The 15,228-nt window shown below is 69.9% G+C and carries 14 protein-coding genes; 13 read left to right on the forward strand and 1 reads right to left on the reverse strand.

The features are described 5' to 3' along the window. Window positions 1–666 precede the first annotated feature (666 nt). Together AB0E69_RS26865 and AB0E69_RS26870 are read left to right on the forward strand one after the other, a co-directional pair. Window positions 667–1,761, forward strand: coding sequence for a hypothetical protein (locus AB0E69_RS26865; protein WP_360151667.1), 1,095 nt, complete (start codon window positions 667–669; stop codon window positions 1,759–1,761). Further along, window positions 1,758–2,792, forward strand: a complete 1,035-nt coding sequence (locus tag AB0E69_RS26870; protein ID WP_360151670.1) for a hypothetical protein — start codon at window positions 1,758–1,760, stop codon at window positions 2,790–2,792. Before AB0E69_RS26865 ends, AB0E69_RS26870 begins: the two co-directional genes overlap by 4 nt. Here AB0E69_RS26870 and AB0E69_RS26875 read toward each other — a convergent pair. Continuing rightward, window positions 2,772–3,926 (reverse strand): DUF1015 domain-containing protein, encoded by a 1,155-nt coding sequence (locus AB0E69_RS26875; protein WP_360151673.1) that lies wholly within the window; start codon window positions 3,924–3,926, stop codon window positions 2,772–2,774. The genes AB0E69_RS26870 and AB0E69_RS26875 overlap by 21 nt on opposite strands. A 24-nt stretch (window positions 3,927–3,950) precedes the next feature. Between AB0E69_RS26875 and AB0E69_RS26880 the strand changes: the two genes are divergently transcribed. The 11 genes from AB0E69_RS26880 (at window position 3,951) to AB0E69_RS26930 (ending at window position 15,210) form a co-directional block, all read left to right on the forward strand. Beyond that, window positions 3,951–5,057 (forward strand): HAD-IIA family hydrolase, encoded by a 1,107-nt coding sequence (locus tag AB0E69_RS26880; protein ID WP_360151676.1) that lies wholly within the window; start codon window positions 3,951–3,953, stop codon window positions 5,055–5,057. A 65-nt stretch (window positions 5,058–5,122) separates the two neighbouring features. Further along, window positions 5,123–5,623, forward strand: a complete 501-nt coding sequence (locus AB0E69_RS26885; protein WP_360151679.1) for a polyhydroxyalkanoate synthesis protein PhaF — start codon at window positions 5,123–5,125, stop codon at window positions 5,621–5,623. 2 nt (window positions 5,624–5,625) lie between these two features. Next, window positions 5,626–6,096: a hypothetical protein gene (locus AB0E69_RS26890; protein WP_360151682.1), complete on the forward strand. Its 471-nt coding sequence runs from the start codon at window positions 5,626–5,628 to the stop codon at window positions 6,094–6,096. Next, window positions 6,097–6,912: a TlyA family RNA methyltransferase gene (locus tag AB0E69_RS26895; protein WP_360151685.1), complete on the forward strand. Its 816-nt coding sequence runs from the start codon at window positions 6,097–6,099 to the stop codon at window positions 6,910–6,912. A 32-nt stretch (window positions 6,913–6,944) separates the two neighbouring features. Then, window positions 6,945–7,871: an NAD kinase gene (locus AB0E69_RS26900; protein ID WP_360151688.1), complete on the forward strand. Its 927-nt coding sequence runs from the start codon at window positions 6,945–6,947 to the stop codon at window positions 7,869–7,871. Further along, complete coding sequence (gene recN / locus AB0E69_RS26905; protein ID WP_360151691.1) at window positions 7,871–9,601, forward strand: DNA repair protein RecN; 1,731 nt, start codon at window positions 7,871–7,873, stop codon at window positions 9,599–9,601. The genes AB0E69_RS26900 and recN overlap by 1 nt, the downstream gene beginning before the upstream one ends. 97 nt (window positions 9,602–9,698) lie before the next feature. Then, complete coding sequence (gene steA / locus AB0E69_RS26910; RefSeq protein WP_360151694.1) at window positions 9,699–10,880, forward strand: putative cytokinetic ring protein SteA; 1,182 nt, start codon at window positions 9,699–9,701, stop codon at window positions 10,878–10,880. Then, window positions 10,877–11,821 carry a copper transporter gene (locus tag AB0E69_RS26915; protein ID WP_360151697.1) on the forward strand — a complete coding sequence of 315 codons (945 nt, stop codon included), beginning with the start codon at window positions 10,877–10,879 and terminating at the stop codon, window positions 11,819–11,821. The genes steA and AB0E69_RS26915 overlap by 4 nt, the downstream gene beginning before the upstream one ends. A 1-nt stretch (window position 11,822) precedes the next feature. Next, on the forward strand, window positions 11,823–12,632 hold the full coding sequence (locus tag AB0E69_RS26920) for a hypothetical protein (RefSeq protein WP_360151700.1): 810 nt from the start codon (window positions 11,823–11,825) through the stop codon (window positions 12,630–12,632). Further along, a complete protein-coding gene (locus tag AB0E69_RS26925) occupies window positions 12,611–14,185 on the forward strand; it encodes a lipid II flippase MurJ (protein WP_360151703.1) in 1,575 nt (524 codons plus the stop codon). The genes AB0E69_RS26920 and AB0E69_RS26925 overlap by 22 nt, the downstream gene beginning before the upstream one ends. Beyond that, window positions 14,185–15,210: a glycosyltransferase family 4 protein gene (locus tag AB0E69_RS26930; RefSeq protein WP_360151706.1), complete on the forward strand. Its 1,026-nt coding sequence runs from the start codon at window positions 14,185–14,187 to the stop codon at window positions 15,208–15,210. The genes AB0E69_RS26925 and AB0E69_RS26930 overlap by 1 nt, the downstream gene beginning before the upstream one ends. Window positions 15,211–15,228: the final 18 nt, after the last annotated feature.

Below are 15,228 nucleotides of genomic sequence, written 5' to 3' on the forward strand. Positions count from 1 at the left end.
GTACTGCGACCGGGAGGTCGTGGGAGAGTAGGACGCCGCCGGACATTCACACTGTTAAGGGCCACCCCATCCGGGGTGGCCCTTAACATTTGTCCGGGCAAGATTCTTGTCCCGGATTGGTCTGTGTTTGTCCATGCTTGTCCGTGGGTCGCGCGTCCGCCGGCCGATGAGCTGCCACCTGTGGGAAGCCCTCGATGGGGTGGAACGTTGTGGGTGGCGGTAGGTTTGTCCGATTACAGCTGTTCCGCATCGTTAGGAGTCCACCCGTGGCTACGCCACCTCGCAATCCTCGCTCCGGTTCTGGGGACCGTCGTGGTTCCTCCGGAGGCGCCGGCCGTTCCGGCGGTACTGGTGGTGGACGCTCCAACTCGGGTGGTCGCTCCGGCTTCAACTCCAGCCGCGGTGGTGCGCCCAACCGCGGTGGCTCGTCCGGCGGTGGCGGTTCTGCCGGTCGTGGTGGTTCGTCTGGTCGCGGTGGCTCGAGCTCGGGGAGCGGTGGGAGCCGCCCGGGTGGGTTTGCCGGCCGGCGTTCTGCCGGTGGGTCTTCGTACCAGAACCGGGACCAGGGCTCGAGCGAGAACAGGCGTGGGTTCGCCGGGTCGCGCGGGGACAACAAGTCCGAGCGGGATCCGTTCGGCGGTCAGTTGTCCGACGACCGCGGTGGACGTGACGACCGCCAGGGCGGCGGCTACCGGCGCGACGACCGCAGCGGACGAGACGACCGCAGCGGCTACCGCCGCGACGCCGGCGACAACCGAAACCCCCAGCGCGACGACCGCGGCGGTTACCGTCGCGACGATCGCGGCGACAGCCGTGGTGGACAGCGTGATGACCGCGGTGGGTTCCGTCGGGACGATCGCGGTGATAGCCGTGGTGGACAGCGGGACGACCGCGGCGGTTACCAGCGGGATGACCGTGGTGACAGTCGTGGTGGACAGCGGGACGACCGCGGCGGTTACAGGCGTGACGACCGTGGCGATAGCCGCGGTGGTCAGCGGGACGATCGCAGTGGCTACCGGCGTGACGATCGTGGTGACAGCCGTGGCGGTCAGCGCGAGGACCGTGGTGGTCAGCGGGACGATCGCGGTGGGTTCCGGCGGGATGACCGTGGTGACAGTCGTGGTGGTCAGCGTGATGACCGTGGTGGTTACCGGCGGGATGACCGTGGTGACGGCCGGGGTGGGCAGGGCGATCGCGGTGGGTTCCGGCGGGATGAGCGTGGTGGGGCTGGGGCGCCTCGGGCCGGTGGGACGGCTGGTGGGCGGTTTGGGGCTGGGCGTGATGAGCGTCGTGGGTCCGGGGACCGTGAGGACCGGCGTGGGCCTGGGACTCGGGATGAGCGCAGCTCCGGGTCGCGCGGGTTTGGATCGCGAGATGAGCGCGGCAGTGGGTCGCGCGGGTTTGGGTCGCGGGATGAGCGCAGTTCCGGGTCGCGTGGGGTTGGTTCGCGGGATGAGCGCGGCGCGGGCGCGCGTGGGTTTGGGGCTCGGGATGAGCGGCGTGGGGCGGGGGCTCGGGACGAGCGTCGCGGCGGTGGGGCGCGGGATGCGCGTGGTAGCAGTGGACCTCGTGATGCGCGTGGCGGTGGGGGTCGGGATGAGCGTGGGGCTGGGGCGCGGGGTGGGTTCCGGCGGGACGATCGTCGAGATGACCGGCGGGATGATCGTCGGGACGACCGGCGTGAGGAGAAGGCTGGGCCGCGGCGGGATGACCCGAAGATCCCGGAAGGGATTACCGGGGCTGAGCTTGATCGGTCGGTGAAGGCGGAGCTGCGGTCGTTGCCGCGGACGCTCGCCGACCTGGTCGCGCAGCACTTGGTGGCATCGGGACGGTTCCTGGACGACGACCCGGAGCTGGCGTACCAGCACGCGCGGACCGCGCGGCGGCTGGCGGCGCGGCTTGGGGGAGTGCGGGAGGCGGTTGCGATCACGGCGTACCTGGCTGAGCACTTCGACGAGGCGCTCACCGAGTTCCGTGCGGTGCGGCGGATGACGGGCAATCACGAGGTCATCGCGATGATGGCTGACTGCGAGCGTGCGCTCGGCCGGCCGGACAAGGCGCTTGCGCTGACCAAGGACAAGCACGTCAACGCGCTGTCCGAGGCGACGCAGATGGAGCTGCTGATCGTGGCGGCTGGTGCGCGGCGCGACATGGGACAGGTTGCTGCGGCGATCCAGACGCTCGAGGTTCCGGAGCTGACGAAGCGTACGCGCGCTGACTGGTTGCCGCGGCTGCGCTACGCGTACGCCGATGCGCTCGAGGCCGCTGGTCGTAAGGACGATGCGCTGATCTGGTTCCACCGTGCGGCGGGTGCTGACGGCGACGGTACGACGGGAGCCGCTGAGCGGGCCGCCGCACTCGAGGGCCTGGAGTTCACCGACCTCGACGAGGACGACACGGTCGAGGACGAGGAGTACTTCGAAGAGGAGTACGCCGAGGACATCGCCGAGTCCGATGAAGACGAGTCGGAGGAGGACGAGTCCGACGACGTAGACGACGACATCGCTGACGAGGTCGCGGACGACATCGCTGACGAGGTCGCGGACGACATCGCGGACGAGGTCGACGAGGACGAGTCCGACGAGGTGGACGAGGACTTCGCGGACGAGGTCGAGGTGGCAGACGCCGACTCGGCCGGAGACGACGCGGATCTCGGCGACGAGGATGACGCCGACCAGACGGACGACGTCGACATCGACGCGACTGATGAAGTCGATGCGGACGATGCGACCGACGAGGCTGACGACGGTGATGATGCGGGTGTTGTGGGGTCAGAGGGTTCGGAAAAGTAGGCCTACGCGGGGTTTGGGGCCGAAGGACGTGGCCTTCTGGGGTAGCACCACGCCCTGGGCGGCTGAGCGCAGTACCTGGTCCAGCTGTGGCGCCGTGAGCTCCACAGCGGCCTGCTGAGGCCCAGCCAGCGCCAGTGCGTCGGACAGGGTGTGGTGGAAGGTGAGGTCGTCCTCCACCACACCCCACGCGGGCAGCAGCACCTCATGGAGCTGTGTGACCGTCGGAGTGTCCTTGCCGGACCGCAGCGTCAACCAGTCCGAACCGTCGGTGACCGAAATCCGCCCGTCGAGATCCTCCAACCGCCCAGGCAGCACCTCCCACCCCGCCGGCGTCCGCGACCGCACAACTGTCAGGTCCAGCCCAGGTACCACCCGGTGGATCGGGTCCAGCGTCAACGGATGCCGGTCGTAGTCGACCAGCATCGCGAGCCCCACCTCAGCGCTCCGCCGGTATGGCTCCCGCAGCTGCCGCTCCAGGTACGCCGCATACCGGTGGTGGCCATCAGCGATCAACGCCTCGTGCCGTGCGAGCTCAGCCGCGATCTCTGCGAGCTGCTCCGGCGCCTCGATCCGCCAGATCCGGTGCTCGGCACCCCTGTCCGTCTCAGCCTCCAGCCACGGCTGCCCGGACCGCGCCGCGTCCACCGCATCGCTGGCCACCCCGCCGTCGCCGTACGCGAGCAGGATCGGCTCCAGGTCCGCGTCTGTCGCCTCCATCAGCCGGAGCCGGTCGTCGACCCAGTGCGGCATGACGTCCTCGTGTGGCAGCACCACGTGCCGTGCCGGGTCCAGCCGGAGCGCCCCGACCAGCCCGCAGAGTACGGCGTCGCCCAGCCGCTGCTCGTAGACGTACAGCGCCGGCCGCTGGTCCTGCACCACCACACCGTCGCGCTGCCACCGGGACAGTCGCTCCGCAGCCCGGTTGTACCGGTCCGGTCCGAGCTCCGGGTCGCGGGGCACCGTGAGCCGCACCATGTTGTGCAGATCGCGGTCGGTCAGCCGCCGGACGAGGGCTGGTTCGAGGACGTCGTACGGCGGTGACGTGACGGCGCCGAGTGCGCTCACCATGCGCGCCACGAACCGCCACGCGCGTAGCGGCTCCAGCCTCAGCACACTCCCCTCCGTATCCGGCATGAGCGGCATCGTACGATCGGACGGATGAACACGGAACGTGAGGCACCCGCGCCTTTGTCGGAGTGTGACGAAACCCTCGCCAGTCGGTACGACGTCGCGCTGCTCGACCTCGACGGCGTGGTGTACGTCGGACCCGACCCGGTCCCGGACGCGCCCGAGAACCTGCGCGCCGCGGCCAAGCAAGGGATGCGAATCGGCTACATCACCAACAACGCGAGCCGGCCGGCGCGGATCGTCGCCGAGCACCTCGCCTCGTTCGGGCTCGACGTGCTCGCCGACGACGTGGTCACCTCCGCCCAGGCGGCGGCCAAGCTGGTCGCGAGCGAGTTCCCCAAGGGGTCTCCGGTTCTGGTCGTCGGTGGCGAGGGGTTGTACGTCGCGCTCGAGGAGTACGGGCTGACCCCGGTCCGGAGCAGCGACGCGAATCCGGTGGCCGTCGTACAGGGCTTCCACCCCGACGTGAACTGGGTGATGCTCGCCGACGGCGCACACGCGATCCACGAGGGCGCCAAGTGGTTCGCGACCAACCTGGACCTGACGATCCCGACCGCCGCGGGTAAGGCGCCCGGCAACGGGACGCTCGTACAGGCGATTCGCGCTGCCGTCGACGTGGATCCGGTCGTGGCCGGGAAGCCCGAGCCGCCGTTGCTGGAGACGAGCATCGAGCGGCTGGAAGCCAAGCGCCCGTTGATGATCGGCGACCGGCTCGACTCGGACATCCAGGGTGCGAACGCGGTCGGCATCGCGAGCCTCTGGGTGGCGACCGGCGTACACGACGCGTACGACCTGGCGCGGGCGCCGAAGAATCAGCGGCCGACGTACATCGCCGCCGATCTGAGCGCGCTGGCCGAGAAGCAGCCTGGCGTGACGGTCGACGGCGCCAAGCACACGTCTGCCGGGTGGACCGCCGAGGTGGTCAACAACGCCGTCGCGGTCAAGGGCGAGGGAGCGCCGTACGACGGTCTCCGCGCGATCCTGTCCGCGGTCTGGGCCGCCGTCGACACCCCCACCGACCAGCCCAAGGCCGCGAAGAGCGTCGGCCGCACCCGTCGTCCGCGCCCGAAGCCCGCCCCGAGCGCGGATTCGATCGCCTTGGACGCGGCGTTGCACCGGGTCGGCCTCGACAAGTAGGCACGCCTGGCTGGTATCTCCGGATCGAGGCGATACCGTTGCTGGGACGAAGCGAGGAGGCAGTCATGGTGATGGACGCACTGCGCGGCTACGTACAACTGGCGAACGGGTTGACCGAGGTCACCAAGCAGAAGGCGCAGGCGGCAGCGAAGGCACTGCTGCAGCAGACCGGCGCGGACAAGATGACCAACCGGGTCACCGACCTGGCCGACGAGATCGTTGCCACCAGCAAGAGCAACCGCCAGCTGCTGCAGGCGATCGTGACGAACGAGGTCGAGGGCGCCGTCGCGCGGCTCGGGTTCGTCCGGGCCGAGGAGGTCGCGGCGCTGGCGCGCCGGGTGAAGCTGCTCGAGACCGAGCTCGCTGACGCCCGCACTCACGTGGCAGAACCGGCCGCCGCTGCTGTCAGCGACGTGGACGACGACTGGTCCGAGCCGTTGCCGGCAGCGCCGGCGAAGAAGGCCCCGGCCAAGAAGGCTGTTGCCAAGAAGGTCGCGAAGAAGGCGCCGGCCAAGAAGGCCGCGGCGAAGAAGGCAGCGGCCAAGAAGACGGCGAAGAAGGCCTGACCGTGACCGAGCACCCTGGCGAGCAGTTCCCACCGGACGTGGATCCCGACGTCGAGCCGGGTTTCCAGCCGGGGGAGTACGAGGAGACGCAGGACGAACCGGACTACGACACCGAGCCCGGTTCGCAGCAGCAGGAGCACGTGGATCCGGCGGAGGTGGAGTTCGGCCCGGAGTTCGCCCGGGAGCCGGGGCAGGAGCACGAGCACTCCTTCGAGGCCGAGTCCGCCGAGGACCCGGACGACGAGAGCCGGCCGATCGAGAGCCCGGAGTACGAGAGCCAGCCCGTCGAGGACCCGGAGTACGAGGGCGGGTCGGACGAGGGTGGGCATCCGTTGGCGGAGGAGACGATGTCGCGGCTCGACGAGCTGCGGGACCGGCCGGTGGGTGAGCACGCCGAGGTGTACGCCGACCTGCACGAGCGGCTGCAGAGCGCGTTGGTGGAGGCGGACGCCGAACAGGGCGACCGGAGCTGAGTGGCCAAGGGAGTCAAGCGTTCGCGGCTCGACGCCGAGCTGGTACGACGCGGCCTCGCCAGGTCGCGTGAGCACGCGAGCGACCTGATCGCCGCCGGCAAGGTGAAGGTGTCCGGTGCGGTGGCGACCAAGGCCGCGACTGGGGTCGGCGCGGACGCGCCGATCGTCGTCGACACGTCCGACCACGACGACCCCGGTTATGCGAGCCGCGGCGCGCACAAGCTGATCGGTGCGCTCGAGGCGTTTCCACAGGTCGAGGTCAAAGGCCGGCGAGCCCTGGATGCGGGTGCGTCGACGGGCGGGTTCACCGACGTACTGCTGCGCAACGACGCCGCGCACGTGATCGCCGTCGACGTCGGGTACGGCCAGCTCGTCTGGGCGCTGCAGACCGACGACCGGGTGACCGTGATGGACCGGACCAACGTTCGCACGCTGACCCTCGACGACATCGGTGGTGAACCGGTTGATCTCGTGGTCAGCGACCTGAGCTTCATCTCGCTGACGATCGTGCTGCCCGCGCTGACCGGTGTCGTCAAGCCCGAAGGCGAGCTGGTGCTGATGGTGAAGCCGCAGTTCGAGGTCGGCAAGGAGCGGCTGGGCAAGGGCGGGGTGGTCCGCGAGCCCGAGCTCCGGGCGGACGCCGTCCGCCAAGTGGCCGCCAAGGCGCACGAGCTCGGCTGGGGAATCCAAGGCGTCGCGGCCAGTCCGTTGCCTGGTCCGTCAGGAAATGTCGAATACTTCCTGTGGATACGCCGGGAAGCGCCGCCCCTCGATGAGACGATGCTCCTGACCGCCATCGAAAGCGGTCCCCAGTGACAGAGCGGTCCACAGCGACGTGGGAGGGCAGGGTGGCTGAGCACGAGCTGCGGCGCGTGCTGCTGGTGACGCACACCGGCCGGGAGCAGGCTGTCGAGGTGGCGCGCGATGCGCACCGGCTGCTCACCGACGCCGGGATGCAGGTCCGCCTGCTCACCGAGGAGGCGGAGGCGCTCAAGCTCGATCCCGTCGAGGTCATCGACGATCCGGAGAAGGCGGCGCTGGACGTCGAGCTGATCATCGTGCTCGGCGGCGACGGGTCGATCCTGCGCGGTGCCGAGCTGGCCCGCCCGCACGGGACGCCGGTGCTGGGGGTGAACCTGGGCCACGTCGGCTTCCTGGCCGAGGCCGAGGTCGACGACCTGGAGCGGATCGTCCAGGTCGTGGTCGACCGCAGCTACACGGTCGAGGAGCGGATGACGCTGGCCGTCGACGTCCGGCTCGACGACGAGCTGATCTTCGAGACCTGGGCGCTGAACGAGGCAAGTGTCGAGAAGGCCGCCCGCGAGCGGATGCTCGAGGTCTTGGTCGAGGTGGACGACCGCCCGCTGTCCCGCTGGGGCTGCGACGGGGTCGTGGTCGCCACGCCGACCGGGAGTACGGCGTACGCGTTCTCGGCCGGTGGTCCGATCGTCTGGCCGGAGGTCGAGGCGATCCTGATGGTCCCGCTGAGCGCACACGCGCTTTTCTCCCGGCCGATCGTGGTCGCGCCGACGTCGCGGCTGTCGATCGAGCTGATCCCGTCCTGGCACGGTCGCGGCGTGCTGTGGTGCGACGGGCGGCGGATGGTCGAGGTGCCGCCCGGTGCCGAGATCCAGGTACGGCGGGGTGCGACGCCGGTCCGGCTGGCCCGGGCCCACGAGGCGCCGTTCACCGACCGGCTGGTGGCGAAGTTCGACCTGCCGGTGCTCGGCTGGCGCGGCGCCGCCGAGCGCAAACGCAACGGAAACGGACGCTAATGCTGTCAGAGATCCGCATCACCGGACTGGGTGTGATCGAGGACGCGACGCTGGACCTCGATCCCGGGTTCACGGCTGTGACCGGCGAGACCGGGGCCGGTAAGACCATGGTCGTGACCGGCGTGAACATGCTGCTCGGCGGCCGCGCGGACAGCGGTCTGGTGCGGCACGGCGTACGGCGGGCGCGGGTCGAGGGCCGGGCGACCGACGTACCGAAGTCGATCGTGCGGGAGGCCGAGGAGCGCGGCGGCGAGCTGGACGACGAGGAGCTGCTGATCGCGCGCGAGCTCTCGTCGGAGGGCCGGTCGCGGGCGTTCCTCGGTGGCGCCTCCGTGCCGGTGTCGGTGCTGGGCGAGGTGTCCGGCGACCTGGTCGCGATCCATGGGCAGGCGGATCAGTGGCGGTTGCTGCAACCTGCGCGTCAGCGTGAGACGCTTGACACCTTTGCCGGCAAGCGGGTCCAGGTGCCGCTGCAGGAGTACTCCGCTGCCTACAAGCGGCACCGCGAGATCGAAGCCGAGCTGACCGAACTCACCACACGCCAGCGCGACCGCCTGGCCGAGGCGGACTTGCTGCGCTTCGGTCTGGACGAGGTGGCGAAGGCAGAGCCGCTGCCAGGTGAGGACACCGAGCTGGCGGCCGAGGAGGAGCGCCTCGCGTACGCCGACGGTCTGCGTACTGCGGCGACGACGGCAGCGGGCGCCCTGGCGGCGGAGGACCTCGACGCGACGCGGCCGAGCGACGTGCTCGGCCTGCTCGCGCTGGCAAAGCAGGTGCTCGACGGCGAACGCGAACACGACGCCAAGCTGGCTGAGCTCGCGGACCGGGCCGGCGAGCTGGGCTACCTGGCGGCTGACTTGGCCGGCGAGCTCTCGTCGTACGCCGCTGACGTCGACACGGACCCGGCGCGTCTGGCCGTGGTCAGCGAGCGGCGGTCGCTGCTCAACGGGCTCGTTCGTAAGTACGGAGACGAGCAGGGGACTGTCGACGAGGTGCTGGAGTGGACCAAGCGCTCCGCGGCCCGGCTGGCTGAGCTGGACGGCAGCGACGAGCGCGTGGAGCTCCTGACCGCAGAGCTGTCTGAGCTGGACGCGCGGCTCGGCGACCTGGCCGGACAGATTCGCGAAGCGCGAGTCGAGGCGGCACAGCGGCTTGGCGTTGCGGTATCCGAAGAGCTGGCCGGCCTGGCGATGCCGCACGCGTCGCTGTCGGTAGAGGTGCACGAAACCGCCCGTGGCCCGTTCGGCATCGACGAGATCGAGTTCTGCTTCGCGGCGAACCCAGGGAGCCCGTCACGCCCGCTGCAGAAGGCTGCGTCCGGTGGTGAGCTCTCACGAGTGATGCTGGCGCTCGAGGTGATCCTGTCCGACACGCACCCGGTGCCGACGCTGGTCTTCGACGAAATCGACGCCGGCATCGGTGGCCGCGCCGCGGTCGAGGTCGGCAAACGCCTGGCCCGCCTGGCCGAGAAGGCCCAGGTGATCGTGGTCACCCACCTACCGCAGGTAGCCGCCTTCGCCGACCGTCACGCCGTTGTCCTCAAGAGCGACGACGGATCGGTCACCACCAGCGGCCTGGTAGCTCTGGACGACGACGCCCGCCTCAAGGAACTCTCCCGGATGATGGCCGGCCTGGAACACTCCGACGCCGCCCAGGCCCACGCCGAAGAACTCCTCGCCCTCGCGGCCGAACGGCACAAACCCCGCAAGAAGGGTCGTTCGAAAGGATGAATTGACGGACAGTCACCGTTAATTCAGTGCGTGAACGCGGGCCTGGCTGGGTAAATGAGCCAGGAAGGGGCTCTTGACATGGCAGGATGAGAGCGCGATGAAACTGCCCAGCCTGCGGAGAGCACGTCCGACTGAACTGCCCGGCATCACCGGAGTGGTCCGGCTGGATCGCCGTACCAAGAATCTCACCAAACGGCTCAAGCCGGGAGAGATCGCGGTCATCGACCACGTCGACCTGGACCGGGTGAGCGCCGAGGCGCTGGTCGACTGCAAGGTCGCCGCGGTCGTCAACGTGGCCGACTCGATCAGCGGCCGGTACCCGAACCTCGGTCCGGAGATCCTGGTCGAGGCCGGCATCCCGCTGGTCGACGGCGTCGGCCGCGAGGTGTTCTCGGTCCTGCACGAGGGCGAGCGGGTCCGGCTGAACGAGTCCTCCCTGTACCGCGGTGACGAGGTCGTCGCGAAGGGCATCAGCCAGGACAGCCAGAGCGTCGCAGAGCTGATGGACGAGGCCCGGTCCGGGCTGTCGACCCAGCTGGAGGCGTTCACCGCCAACACGCTCGAGTACCTGCGGCGCGAGCGCGACCTGCTGCTCGACGGCGTCGGCGTACCGACGATCCACACGCCGATGGAGGGCAAGCACGTCCTGATCGTGGTCCGCGGGTACGACTACCGCGAGGACCTGGTCGCGCTGCGGCCGTACATTCGCGAGTACCGGCCGGTCCTGATCGGGGTCGACGGCGGCGCGGACGCCCTGGTCGAGAACGGGTACGTCCCGGACCTGATCGTCGGCGACATGGACTCGGTGAAGGACGACACGCTGAAGAGCGGCGCCGAGGTGGTCGTGCACGCGTACCGCGACGGCCGCGCCCCCGGCTCCGAACGCCTCGAGCGGCTCGGCGTCGACTCGATCGAGTTCCCGGCCACCGGCACCAGCGAGGACGTTGCGATGCTGCTGGCCGACTCGAAGGGCGCCTCGCTGATCGTTGCGGTCGGCACCCACAACTCGTTGGTGGAGTTCCTGGACAAGGGCCGCTCCGGGATGGCGAGCACCTTCATCACCCGGTTGCGCGTCGGTGCCAAGCTGGTCGACGCCAAGGGCGTCGGCCGCTTGTACCGCAGCCGGGTGTCGACGCTTCAGGTGGTCGCGCTGGCCGTGGCCGGGTTGTTCGCACTCGCGATGGCGATGGTCGCCATCGGCGCCGACGATGTGCTCTGGTCGATCCTGCGGGCGCGCTGGGGAGACTTCGTCTACTGGATCCGGGAGCTGTTCACGTGATCGACTTTCGCTACCACATCGTCTCGATCGTGGCGATCTTCTTCGCCCTGGGTGCCGGTGTGGTGCTCGGCGCCGGCCCGTTGAAGGGCACCGGCAGCGAGATCGTCGCGAGCCAGGCCGAGAAGGACCGGCAGCAGCTCCAGGACGCGCGCGACGAGCTGGTCCAGGTGAAGGCGCTGGACAAGTACCGCGACGACTACGTCGCCAAGGTGACCGCCGGCCTGACCGACGGCAAGCTGACTGGCCGGAAGATCGCGATCGTGACCATGCCGGGTGCGAACAACGACCTGACCAACAGCATCCAGGACGAGCTGGAGAAGGCCGGCGGCGTCATCACGACCAAGGTCGCGCTGGACGCCAAGCTGTTCGACTCCGGTCAGCGCCAGCTGGTCGAGACGCTGTCCAACCAGCTGGTCACCCCGGACCTGAACTTCACCAACACCACGACGTACCAGCGGGCCGGACTCGTCCTGGCGCGCGGGATCGCGGCCAAGGAAGAGGGCAAGAGCGCCGACGCCGACTCGACCAAGATGATCAGTGGCCTGACCGGCGCGAAGCTGCTGTCGCTCAAGCCGTCGCAGCTCAAGGAGCGGGCCAGCCTGATCGTCGTGGTGGCTGCCGACCCGCCGACGACGTCGACCGACAACGGGACGTTCAGCGACGCGATCGACTTCATCGGCGGCCTCGACCAGGGCAGCGCCGGCGTGGTCGTCGCCGGTACGCCGGACAGCGCGGGCGACCGCGGTCTGCTCAAGGACTTGCGGAGTGACTCCGAGGCCACCAAGATCGTTTCCTCGGTGGACGTTGCGGACCTCCCCTCCGGGCAGATGACGGTGGTCTTCGCGCTGGTCGAGCAGGCGAGCGGCAAGGCGGGGCAGTACGGCGCGGTCAACGCGAAGAACGGCGTCGCGCCGTCGGCCGTACAGACGAAGGACAACTGACGTGGGACTACTTGGTGCTGCCGTTGCGGCAGCCGCTACCGCCGCGCTCGAGCGAGCCGCGGAGAAGCTGCCGAAGGAGAACCGGGAGCCGTTCGAGCGGACGAACCACCGTGGTGAGGCAGTCACGCTGCTCGAGGGCCCGGTGGCCGTGCTCGGTGCGCTGGCCGGCGTCGCCGCGTCGCGTTCGTCCGGCAAGGTGAAGGCTGCGGCCCTGGTGGCCGGCTCGATCTCGGGCGCGGTCGGTGCGTACGACGACCTGCGCGGAACCACGCAGGCCAAGGGTTTCCGGGGTCACCTGAGCGCCTTGAAGCGCGGTGAGGTGACCAGCGGCGCGATCAAGATCCTCGGGGTCGGCGTGGCCGGTCTGACCGCGGCCGCGCTGCTGCCGCGCAAGTCGGGCGGCGCGAAGGCGATCGCCGGGATCGTTGCCGACGGCGCCTTGATCGCGGGTACGGCGAACCTCACCAACCTGCTCGACCTGCGTCCGGGCCGCGCGCTCAAGGGCGTCGCTGCTCTGAGTGCCCCGCTCGCTGTCGTGAGCGGCCCGGCCGCCGCAGTAGTGGGTGCGGCCGCCGCCTCCGCGCCGTCGGATCTCGGCGAGCGCTCGATGCTCGGTGACTGCGGCGCGAACGGCCTCGGCGCGATGGCCGGTACGGCGCTCGCCGCATCCCTCCCGCGTCCGCTCAAGACGCTCGTGCTCGCCGCGGTCGTCGCGCTCAACGTGGCCAGCGAGAAGGTCAGCTTCACCAAGGTGATCGCCGGCACCCCGTTCCTCGACAAGATCGACCAGTGGGGCCGACGGCCCAGGTGAGTCGGGTCGCCCGCGCCGCACTGATTGTCGCGGCCGTCACTGTTCTGGCGCGGGTGGTCGGGTTCGGGCGCTGGCTGGTCTTCTCGAAGACGGTTGGTGCGGGCTGTCTGGCCGAGGCGTACACGACGGCCAACCAGCTGCCCAACATCCTCTTCGAGGTCGTTGCCGGCGGCGCGCTGGCCGGTGCCGTGATCCCGGTGCTCGCCGGTCCGGTGGCGCGGGGCGACCGAGCCGCGCAGGGCCGGATCGTCGGCGCGTTGCTGTCCTGGTCGTTCGTGCTGCTGGCGCCGGTCGCCTTGCTGGCCTGGGTTCTGGCCGGCCGGTACACGGACGCGATGCTCGACCCGGGCGCCGACTGCGGCAGTTCGGCGGCGACAGCGACGCGCATGCTGGCGATCTTCGTCCCGCAGGTCTTCGGGTACGCCGTCGCAGTGGTCGCGACCGCGGTTCTTCAGTCCCACAAGCGCTTCGCGGCCGGCGCGCTCGCGCCGCTGATCTCGAGCGTCGTTGTCGTCGCCACCTACTTCTGGTTCGCGGCCCTTGCTCCCAACGCCGACGCCGCGTCCCGTGGCGCGACTGATCTGTTGGCCTGGGGTACTACGGCAGGTGTGGCTGCGCTGGCGTTGACTGCTTTGGTCCCGATGCTCGTGCTGCGGTTGCCGATCAAGCCAACGCTGCGGCTGGACCCCGGCGCCGGTCCGGTGCTCCGCAGGCTTGCACTCGCCGGCCTGGCCGTACTGATCGCGCAACAGCTGACCTTCGTGGTCACGACGTACCTGGCCAACCACCGTGGCGTTGCCGGCAGCATCGCCGTCTACACGTGGGCCAACGCGGTCTACCTGTTGCCGTACGCCGTTCTGGCCGTGCCGATCACCACTGCGGTCTTCCCGCGGCTCGCCGCGGCCTTCGAGGCGGGGGAGGGCTTCGACCGGTACGCGGCGTCGTCCACCCGCGCCGTGATGCTCGCCGGTGGCGCCGGAGCCGCCCTGCTCGTGGGTACGGCGGTACCGGTCGCCCGCATCTTCGCGTACGACGACGGCGCCGTACAGAACGCCAGAGCCTCCGCCCTCGCGGACGCGCTCGTGCTCTTCGCACCTGCTGCCATCGGCTTCGCCGTACTCATGCACGTCGGCCGGGTGCTGTACGCGCGGCACTCTGGTCGGTCCGTCGCTGTGGTTACGTCTGCGGCATGGGTACTGGTTGCCGTGGCTGGAGTCGTGTTGACAACGCAGTGGGGCGCGGTACCCGCGCTGGCCGCGGCGATGTCGGTTGGCATGGTCGTCGGCGCGGTAGCGCTGCTCGTGGTCCTGCGACAGGAGGCAGGGGGCGGTGCGCTCGCCGGATTCGCCCGTGCGACGCTTGCCGGGCTGACGGGCGCTGTACTGGCCGGAGCGGTCGGCTGGGCGGTCTCCGTACCGGCTGGTGACGCGGGCCCTGGCAAAGCGGTCGGGTTCGCTGTCCTGTCCGGTGTGGCGGTTGTCGTGGTGTACGCCGTGGTCGTGCTTGGCTTGGATCGCGCGGACGCTCGCGCACTGATACGTCGGGAGAAGTGATGAGGATCGGCCTGCTGCTCGCGGAAGCGCGTGGTGGCATTGGGCAGCACGTCGCGTCGCTCGTGCCGCGGTTCGTGAGTGCCGGCCACGAGGTGGTCGTGTCTGCACCGCCCGGCACCGCCGAGCACTTCGACTTCGCGCCCGCCACAGTCGTTGCTCAGGCCGCCGGTCTGCGGGGGTGCGACGTGATCCATGCCCACGGCTACCGCGCCGGCATGACCGCACTGCGCGACCGGTCGCGCCTGCGGCCCCTGGTCGTCACCTGGCACAACGCGATGATCACGCCCGGTCCACGCGGTCTTGTGATGCGCATGGGGCAGCGGCTGGTTGCCAGAGGCGCCGACCTCACGCTGGGCGCCTCCACCGACCTGGTCGAGCTGGCCAAGAGTCTCGGTGCCCGCAACGCCCAGCTGTCCCCAGTAGCGGCGCCGACGATGCCTCAGGGCCACACGCCGCCAGCCGACGTACGTCGTGAGCTCGGGCTGACGAACCAACCCGTCGTACTGACCGTGGGCCGGCTCGCACCGCAGAAGGACTACCCGACGCTGCTGTCCGTAGCCGCTCGGGTGCACGAGTCCACACCGCATGCTGTTTTCGTAGTGGCCGGTGACGGACCGCTGCGGGACAACCTGCAGGCCCGGATCGACGCCGAGAAGCTACCGGTCCGGCTGTTGGGCCACCGGACCGATATCGCGGACCTCCTGGGTGCGGCGGATGTGTTCCTGCTCACATCGCACTGGGAGGCCCGGGCGCTGGTGGTCCAGGAGGCGATGCAGGTCGGCGTACCGGTCGTCGCGACGGCGGTCGGCGGCATCCCCGAGCTGGTCGGCGACGCCGCGGTACTGGCGTTTCCCGGCGATGCGGACGGGCTGGCCGACGGGGTCCGGACCGTGCTGTCGGAGCCCGAGACGGCGAACGCTATGCGGACGCGGGGCCGGGAGTTGGCCGCCAGATGGCTGGACGAGGACGCAGTGGCAAAGAATCTCCTCGACCTTTACGCGGGTCTCGTCGCGACCGGTGCTTGACAAGCGGTAGGCTGGAGG

This window comes from Kribbella sp. NPDC026611 (assembly GCF_040638345.1).
Lineage (GTDB): Bacteria > Actinomycetota > Actinomycetes > Propionibacteriales > Kribbellaceae > Kribbella.

Bases quoted from the DNA above. Each gene is read 5' to 3' on its own strand.
- AB0E69_RS26875 (WP_360151673.1), bottom strand. From the start codon at position 3,926: ATGCCGGATACGGAGGGGAGTGTGCTGAGGCTGGAGCCGCTACGCGCG.
- AB0E69_RS26880 (WP_360151676.1), top strand. From the start codon at position 3,951: ATGAACACGGAACGTGAGGCACCCGCGCCTTTGTCGGAGTGTGACGAA.
- AB0E69_RS26885 (WP_360151679.1), top strand. From the start codon at position 5,123: ATGGTGATGGACGCACTGCGCGGCTACGTACAACTGGCGAACGGGTTG.
- recN (WP_360151691.1), top strand. From the start codon at position 7,871: ATGCTGTCAGAGATCCGCATCACCGGACTGGGTGTGATCGAGGACGCG.
- steA (WP_360151694.1), top strand. From the start codon at position 9,699: ATGAAACTGCCCAGCCTGCGGAGAGCACGTCCGACTGAACTGCCCGGC.
- AB0E69_RS26930 (WP_360151706.1), top strand. From the start codon at position 14,185: ATGAGGATCGGCCTGCTGCTCGCGGAAGCGCGTGGTGGCATTGGGCAG.